Origin of the sequence: Bacillus cereus group sp. BfR-BA-01379 (assembly GCF_022663605.1) — a bacterium.
Taxonomy (GTDB): domain Bacteria; phylum Bacillota; class Bacilli; order Bacillales; family Bacillaceae_G; genus Bacillus_A; species Bacillus_A mobilis.
The window spans coordinates 1-7,551 of record NZ_JAKUFT010000125.1 but is presented as its reverse complement, the minus strand read 5'-3'; the positions used below and the strand labels follow the sequence as shown (position 1 = coordinate 7,551).

Here is a 7,551-nt window from a genome sequence, read left to right as displayed (position 1 = left end):
GCCTCCCGGAGCGCAAGGTAACACAGGTGCTCCTGGTGCCACTGGATCTCAAGGTCCTCAAGGTAACACGGGCGCTACTGGTCCTCAAGGCGCTCAAGGTAACACAGGTGCTACTGGTGCTACCGGACCTCAGGGTGTTCAAGGTAACACAGGCGCTACTGGTCCTCAAGGTGTTCAAGGTAACACAGGTGCTACTGGTCCTCAAGGTGTTCAAGGTAACACAGGTGCTACTGGTGCTACTGGTCCTCAAGGTCCTCAAGGTAACACAGGCGCTACTGGTGCCACTGGTATAGGAGTTACTGGACCTACTGGACCTTCTGGTGGACCTACCGGACCTACCGGGCCTACTGGTCCTAGCTTCCCTGTAGCAACAATTGTTGTAACAAACAACATTCAACAAACAGTACTCCAATTTAACAACTTCATTTTTAATACTGCAATTAACGTAAACAACATTACCTTCAATGGCACAGATACAGTCACTGTTATCAACGCTGGTATTTATGTCATTAGCGTATCGATTTCTACCACTGCACCAGGATGTGCCCCACTTGGAGTAGGAATTTCAATAAATGGAGCAGTCGCAACTGACAACTTCTCTTCAAATCTAATAGGCGACTCACTTTCATTTACTACAATTGAAACGTTAAGAGCTGGCGCAAACATTTCTGTCCAATCTACTCTTAACGAGATTACGATCCCTGCAACAGGCAACACTAACATTCGTCTTACTGTATTTAGAATCGCTTAAATTCCACGATTTATTGTTTATGGCAAATAAAAAAAGAGCGAGAAACTCGCTCTTTTTTTGTTATGTACAATAATTTATTACTACTCTAATTCAATTGAAACATTTTTTTGTGGTACAAATGTAGAAATTGCATGTTTATAAATAAGCTGTTGCTTACCTTCTGTTTCCAGTAGGACTGTAAAATTATCAAATCCTTTAATTAATCCACGAAGCTGGAAACCATTTAATAAGTACAGCGTAACAAACGTATTCTCTTTACGGAGTTGATTTAAAAACTGATCTTGAATATTGATTGATTGCTTCATGTCGAATCCTCCTCTTTTTCTCTACTTACTATTATTCGACTTTAGTTGTAACTTTCCTTCTATGTATCGTAAAATTTCTGACGTTTTTTCACCGCCTGTAACATCAAACCATGTGACATCCATCTTATTACGGAACCACGTTAATTGGCGCTTTGCATAACGACGTGAATTCGTCTTTAATTGTGATACCGCTTCCTCTAAAGAGACACGATCCTCAAAATAATCATATATCTCTTTATACCCAATCGCTTGAATAGATTGACAATCTCGTATCCCGCTATTATACAATCCTTCTACTTCTTCTAATAAACCTTGTTCCATCATTATATCAACTCGCAAGTTAATGCGATCGTATAGCATTTCTCGATCCATTGTCAAGCCAATCAAGGAAACATCATATAATAACTCGTTTTCTTGTTTTTCAAGTTGATCGCTCATTTTTTCACCCGTCGTGTGGAAAATTTCTAACGCTCTAATGACACGGCGTACATTATTTGCATGAATACGCTCAGCGCTTTCTGGGTCTACTTCTTGTAACTTTTTATGTATATATTCCACACCACGTTCTAATGCTAACTGTTCCATTTGCTCTCGGTATATCGTATCACCAGCATCATCCGTAAACTGATAATCGAATAAAACAGATTGTATATACAGGCCAGTTCCACCAACGATAATTGGCAATTTACCACGCTCTGTAATCTCTCGAATATGCTTACGAACACGTTCTTGAAATTCTGCAACAGAAAATGATTCTTCCGGATCTTTTATATCGACCATATAATGTGGAATTCCGTCCATCTCTTCTTTCGTCACTTTTGCGGTTCCAATATCCATCGTACGATAAATCTGCATGGAATCTCCACTTATAATTTCACCATTCAATGTTTTAGCAAGATCAATACTTAACTTCGTCTTCCCAACAGCAGTTGGTCCAATGATGACAGCAACTTTTTCACGTTGCACTTCTCCCATATCATTCAACTCTCTTTATGTGATGTACTCCATCTATTGATTATATCCAATCTTACCAATTTTAACGGCATGATTGCAAGTTCTTTCATTCCGGTACATGAAATTATAAATAAAAAAAGAACATAGTTTGTCCAATTCCGCATATACATGATTAAAAATACCTTCGAGAGGATGAGTTGACTATGAAACAATCCACCATTAATTTTTCATCTTTAACAAAAGACCTCATTTTAGCTACTGCTACAAAAGAACAAAATTGCTCACAAGAAGAGTTATACTTCGCCTTAAATTGTTTGCTACGTTCTTTTCATTCTACTCTCCATGAAACAACATTACATCCAGAAAATAAAAATACAGAATATATTCAAAATCAATTTTGCAGTGCATATAAAATTATTACAGGTAAAACGATTTATCCTTTTCAATAATCCATAAAAGGCGGTTGCTTACACAATTTCAAGCAACCGCCTTTTATATTCATACATTTATACTACTCTATAACTTTAACTTTTACAGATTTGCGCCCCCAGTTATCAGCACTACCATCTGAGCCAACTAAAACATCAATACGATTTCCTTTAATCGCGCCACCTGTATCTCCAGCAATCGCTTCTCCATATCCTTCTACCCATACTTTTGATCCAAGTGGAATTACTTTAGGATCAACAGCAATTACTTTCATATTTGGATTTGCTGTTAAATCATGCCCCATTGCAGTTAATACACGACCACCATACGTACCATTCTCACTTGGATGCGCTGTATACGCTGTCGCTTCTACTGTTATTTCACGTCCACCAGCAGGCGCACTTTTTTCATTAGATTTCGCAACTGGTTTCGCAGTTGGCTTCTCTTTCGCCACAGGTTTACTTGATTCTACATTCTTAACAGACTCTTTACTCTTAACTGCTTTATTATTTTTAACCGGCGTATTTACTTTTTCCGGCGCTTCTTCTTGCGTTACAACTTCTTTCTTTTCAATCACAGGTGCCGTCCCTGTTAAAAATGGCACGTGAACATATCCTGTTTTTCCATTATAGTTAAATTGCAACCATTCATTTTGAACTTGATTTGTCGTTTCAATTACATCATTTTTATTAAGTTTACCAAGAATTTCAGAGTCCGTATTCGCTCCAGCACGAACATTTAGCACGCCCGCTGTTACATAATATGTACTTTTTGTAAACTCAGCACTCACAAACGCTTCTTGACCATTTAATTTAATTTTCGTCCATCCATTTTCTGTATTTACAACATCTAATTTATTTCCACTTAACATTTTACCTACAAGCTTTGACTCTACAGTTGGGTTTTCTCTAACATTTAATACGTCTGTTGTTACAATCGTTTCTGCTTTCGCAGAACCCGCAAAAATCCCAAGACCAAAAACTGCTGCCGTTGCTATACCTAATAATTTTTTCATGAATAGCCTCCATTTGCTTTGTTTTCGTATTTTCATTATAGCAACAGATTTTTAGGATTTTCTGAAATCACACAATTACAAACCATTCGTAATATACGATTAATGAGTTGTAACATAAATTTCCATATTAATGAATTCCATTTCCAATAGAATTCCCAATAGTTTTCATATATTTTCCACATACAAGCACCAGGATTTTTTCCAGAAAAAATTACAGTATTACTTTTTTGTTACAAAAAATTCATATTCCATTACATCTTTTACCAAAATCCATCATTCTTCAATTATTAACCTTCTTTTTTGTAATAAAAAGGAGCAGCTAATAAAAGCTCCTCCCTTTTCATATGTTATTTAACTTTCTTTTTCCAAATCCCCATCATAAGAGCTGAAACAACTGTCCCTATCAATATCGAGAAAATATATAACACCGGTTTATTTACTAATGCGATAACAAACAGTCCACCATGCGGTGCTGGTAATGTAATTTGGAATAACATAGATAATGCACCCGCAATACTTGAACCAACAACACAACTTACTATTACTCGAACCGGATCTGCAGCTGCAAATGGAATCGCCCCTTCTGTAATAAACGATGCTCCCATAATATAATTTGTTAAACCAGATTTACGTTCCGCTTCAGTAAACTTTGATTTAAAGAATGTAGTTGCAAATGCAATCGCTAATGGCGGTACCATACCACCAGCCATAACTGCTGAGTGAACACCAAAGTTCCCTGCTGAGATTGCAGCGATACCAAATGTAAATGCTGCTTTATTAATTGGTCCCCCCATATCAATTGCCATCATACCACCTAAAATTAAACCTAATAGTATAGCATTTGTACCACCTAAACTATTTAACCAACTCGTTAACATTTCATTTAACGCAACTACAGGTGGATTAACCACTTTTAACATGATAACACCTGTAACTAATAACCCTAATACCGGATAAATCAAGACTGGTTTAATCCCTTCTAACTGCGCTGGTAAACTAGAAAATACCTTTTTCAAACCAACAACAACATATCCAGCTAAGAAACCAGCAATTAATCCACCTAAAAAGCCAGCATTTGCTTGTGCTGCTAAAAATCCACCCACAACACCAGGCATAAAACCAGGTCGATCAGCAATAGAACTTGCAATAAATCCAGCTAAAATTGGTACAAGGAATAAAAAGGCTCCTTTTTCTCCACCGCCAATAGTCATTAATATTTCAGCAATAGGACCTTCCGCCTTAATTCCACCGAACATAAATGCTAATGCGATTAAAATTCCGCCACCAACAACGAATGGAAGCATATTACTTACACCGTTCATTAAGTGCTTATAAATTCCTAACCCTTTTTCTTTCTCTGTACTTTCTGTCTTCCCATCTTCTTTTATTCCTTTAAAGATTGGCGCGTCTTGTTTTACAGCTCGATTAAGAAGCGCTTCCGTTTTTCTAATCCCATCGGCGACTGGCACTTGAATGACATGTTTCCCAGCAAAACGGTTCATTTCTACTTGTTTATCTGCCGCAACAATTATAGCCGTTGCGCGTTCAATGTCCTCTTTTGTTAAACCGTTTTTTATACCTGTTGATCCATTCGTCTCAACTTTAATTGCTATACCTAGCTCTGTTGCTTTTGCTTTCAAGCTATCCGCAGCCATATACGTGTGAGCGATTCCAGTGGGGCAAGCCGTAACTGCTAATACGTATGGTTCATTTCCTTCTGGTTTTGCAACTTCAATCTCCGCTTCTTCTTTTTCATTCTCTTTTTCATCAAATAAACGAAGAAGTTCCTCTTCATCCTTCGCTTCTAATAATTGCTTACGAAATCCTTCATCCATTAATAATGTAGATAGGCGTGATAACGTTTCTAAATGAGTATTATTCGCACCTTCGCTCGCAGCAATCATAAAGAATAAATGAGCTGGCTGTCCGTCAAGCGATTCATAGTTGATACCGCTTACACTTCTACCAAAACAAATCGCTGGTTGCTTAACAGCTTTTGTTTTCGCATGAGGGATCGCAATCCCTTCCCCTATTCCAGTTGTACTTTGTGACTCTCTCTTTAAAATAGCTTCTTTAAATTCCGCTTTACTAATTAAACGATTTGCACCGTCTAATTTCTCAACTAATTCATCTATGACAGCTTCTTTATTTGAAGCTGTCAAATTCATAATAACTGTATCCCTTTTTAATAGTTCTGTAATTTTCATATGTTGCTTCCCCCTATCGCTTAGTTACAATTACTTGCGACAATAATTCTTCTACTTTTTCTTTTTCACATAAATCAGCTGAAAATGCTGTTGCACTCCCTGTTGCAACGCCATATTGAAATGCCTTTTCAATATTTTTTGTCTGTTCATATTTCCCTACAAATCCTGCAACAAGAGAATCTCCGGCCCCAACCGAATTAATTACAACACCTTTTGGAACAGTTGCTTCATATATACCTTCTGCCGTAAATAATAAAGCTCCATCTCCGGCCATTGATACGATCACATGCTCTACGCCTTGTTCGATTAATTTTCTTCCATACGGTAAAATATCTTCTACTGTGGCAATATTTACTCCGAATAACTCACCCAGTTCATGATGATTAGGCTTTATTAAAAAAGGCTTATTTTTAATTACATGCTGCAGTGCACTTCCGCTCGCATCGACTACTACGCGAATACCTTTTTCAGCTCCGAGCGCTGCGATTGATTCATAAAAAGTATTTGAAATAGACGCTGGTACACTTCCAGCTAGTACAACACAATCCCCCTGCTTCATACTTTCAATTTGTTTCATTAATTGTTCAAATTGTTCTTTTGTCACATTAGGACCTCGCCCATTTAATTCTGTCTCTTCTTGCCCTTTTATTTTCACATTAATTCGGGAATCACCGTCTACTTGGACGAAGTTTGTTGTTACACCTTCCGCCTGTAATACATCTTTAATAAATTGACCGGTAAATCCACCAGTAAATCCAAGTGCTACATTTTCCACACCTAAACGATGGAGAACGCGAGAAACATTAATCCCTTTTCCTCCAGGAAACTTCATATCTTTCTCTGCTCGATTTACTGCGCCTAAATCAAAGGAATTAATTTGTACTACGTAATCAATAGATGGATTTAAAGTAACGGTATAGATCATTGTTTATCAGCCTCAATTACATTGGTTTGTCTTTTATATTTTTCTAAATCAATTTCTAAATGGTTTGTAATAATATTTGCCTCTTCAACATTGGCAATTTTCGCAAACGCAACTTCTGAAAACTTACTTTCATCAATTAAGAAATATCCTTCGTTTGCTAATGTTAATGTCATTTGTTTTAATAGTGCCTCTTCTGGATCTGGCGTTGTAAAACCAAGCTGTTCATGTACACCATTCGCGCCTAAAAAACATTTATCAAAACGATACTTTTGCATGCTTTCCTGTGCCATAGCACCAATTAAAGCTTTCGTCCTACTTTTCATCATTCCACCTAGTAAATATGCACGAATATTATTTTCAACTAAAGCTTCAATATGCATAAGTCCATTTGTAACGACAGTAACGTCTTTATTTATTAAAAATGGAATCATTTCAAATGTCGTACTTCCTGCATCTAAATAAATACAATCACCTTGTTCAACAATGCTAGCCGCATGCTTCGCAATTTGTTGTTTTATTTGAATGTTTTTGGATGATTTTTCAACCATCGTTGGCTCCTGTCCTTTTCCTGTTAAAACAGCCGCACCACCGTGAACTCTTTTTAATAACCTTTGTTTTTCCAATTGCGCTAAATCACGACGAATTGTTGATTCAGAGCTTTCTGTTCTTTCCACTAATTGTTGTAATTTTACTACCTTCAGCTCTTTTACAAGTTGCAATATCATTTGATGACGTTCAGGAGTTAACATTTCATTCACCTCTTCTTTGATTACAGTATAATGAAAACGATCACAAAAATCAACCATAAACATTCATAAATAACCAAAACCAATCACAAGCAGTTATAAACAACAAAAACCAATCACAAGCAGTTATAAACAACAAAAAAGAAACCCATTTGATATAACAATCAAATGGGTTTCTTTGCTCGATTCACTTATAAAGAAGCTTTATATATGCTTAAA

General features: G+C 36.8%; 8 protein-coding genes. 2 read left to right on the top strand and 6 right to left on the bottom strand.

All coding sequences use genetic code 11. From position 1 onward, the window contains the following. Positions 1 to 751, top strand: a 751-nt coding sequence (locus MR113_RS26180) for a Gly-Xaa-Xaa repeat protein (protein WP_242257371.1), incomplete at its 5' end; no start/stop codon positions are given. 80 nt (positions 752 to 831) lie between these two features. Here MR113_RS26180 and hfq read toward each other — a convergent pair. Both hfq and miaA read right to left on the bottom strand, forming a co-directional pair. After that, positions 832 to 1,056: an RNA chaperone Hfq gene (gene hfq, locus MR113_RS26175; protein ID WP_000813896.1), complete on the bottom strand. Its 225-nt coding sequence runs from the start codon at positions 1,054 to 1,056 to the stop codon at positions 832 to 834. Positions 1,057 to 1,077: 21 nt separating this feature from the next. Next, positions 1,078 to 2,031 carry a tRNA (adenosine(37)-N6)-dimethylallyltransferase MiaA gene (gene miaA / locus MR113_RS26170; protein ID WP_242257370.1) on the bottom strand — a complete coding sequence of 318 codons (954 nt, stop codon included), beginning with the start codon at positions 2,029 to 2,031 and terminating at the stop codon, positions 1,078 to 1,080. 182 nt (positions 2,032 to 2,213) lie between these two features. Here miaA and MR113_RS26165 point away from each other — a divergent pair, with 182 nt between their 5' ends. Then, a complete protein-coding gene (locus tag MR113_RS26165) occupies positions 2,214 to 2,459 on the top strand; it encodes a hypothetical protein (RefSeq protein WP_242257369.1) in 246 nt (81 codons plus the stop codon). Between the two features lie 62 nt (positions 2,460 to 2,521). Here MR113_RS26165 and entD read toward each other — a convergent pair whose 3' ends face one another. From entD to MR113_RS26145, 4 genes are all read right to left on the bottom strand, one after another. Beyond that, positions 2,522 to 3,454 (bottom strand): cell wall-binding protein EntD, encoded by a 933-nt coding sequence (gene entD, locus MR113_RS26160; protein ID WP_242257368.1) that lies wholly within the window; start codon positions 3,452 to 3,454, stop codon positions 2,522 to 2,524. Positions 3,455 to 3,801: 347 nt separating this feature from the next. Continuing rightward, positions 3,802 to 5,661 (bottom strand): PTS fructose transporter subunit IIABC, encoded by a 1,860-nt coding sequence (locus MR113_RS26155; RefSeq protein ID WP_242257367.1) that lies wholly within the window; start codon positions 5,659 to 5,661, stop codon positions 3,802 to 3,804. Between the two features lie 13 nt (positions 5,662 to 5,674). Then, on the bottom strand, positions 5,675 to 6,586 hold the full coding sequence (gene pfkB, locus MR113_RS26150) for a 1-phosphofructokinase (RefSeq protein WP_242257366.1): 912 nt from the start codon (positions 6,584 to 6,586) through the stop codon (positions 5,675 to 5,677). Then, positions 6,583 to 7,335 (bottom strand): DeoR/GlpR family DNA-binding transcription regulator, encoded by a 753-nt coding sequence (locus MR113_RS26145; RefSeq protein ID WP_242257365.1) that lies wholly within the window; start codon positions 7,333 to 7,335, stop codon positions 6,583 to 6,585. The genes pfkB and MR113_RS26145 overlap by 4 nt, the downstream gene beginning before the upstream one ends. Between the last annotated feature and the right edge of the window lie 216 nt (positions 7,336 to 7,551).

Coding starts and splice junctions, on each gene's coding strand:
- hfq (WP_000813896.1), bottom strand. CDS start 1,056: ATGAAGCAATCAATCAATATTCAAGATCAGTTTTTAAATCAACTCCGT.
- miaA (WP_242257370.1), bottom strand. CDS start 2,031: ATGGGAGAAGTGCAACGTGAAAAAGTTGCTGTCATCATTGGACCAACT.
- MR113_RS26165 (WP_242257369.1), top strand. CDS start 2,214: ATGAAACAATCCACCATTAATTTTTCATCTTTAACAAAAGACCTCATT.
- entD (WP_242257368.1), bottom strand. CDS start 3,454: ATGAAAAAATTATTAGGTATAGCAACGGCAGCAGTTTTTGGTCTTGGG.
- MR113_RS26155 (WP_242257367.1), bottom strand. CDS start 5,661: ATGAAAATTACAGAACTATTAAAAAGGGATACAGTTATTATGAATTTG.
- pfkB (WP_242257366.1), bottom strand. CDS start 6,586: ATGATCTATACCGTTACTTTAAATCCATCTATTGATTACGTAGTACAA.
- MR113_RS26145 (WP_242257365.1), bottom strand. CDS start 7,335: ATGTTAACTCCTGAACGTCATCAAATGATATTGCAACTTGTAAAAGAG.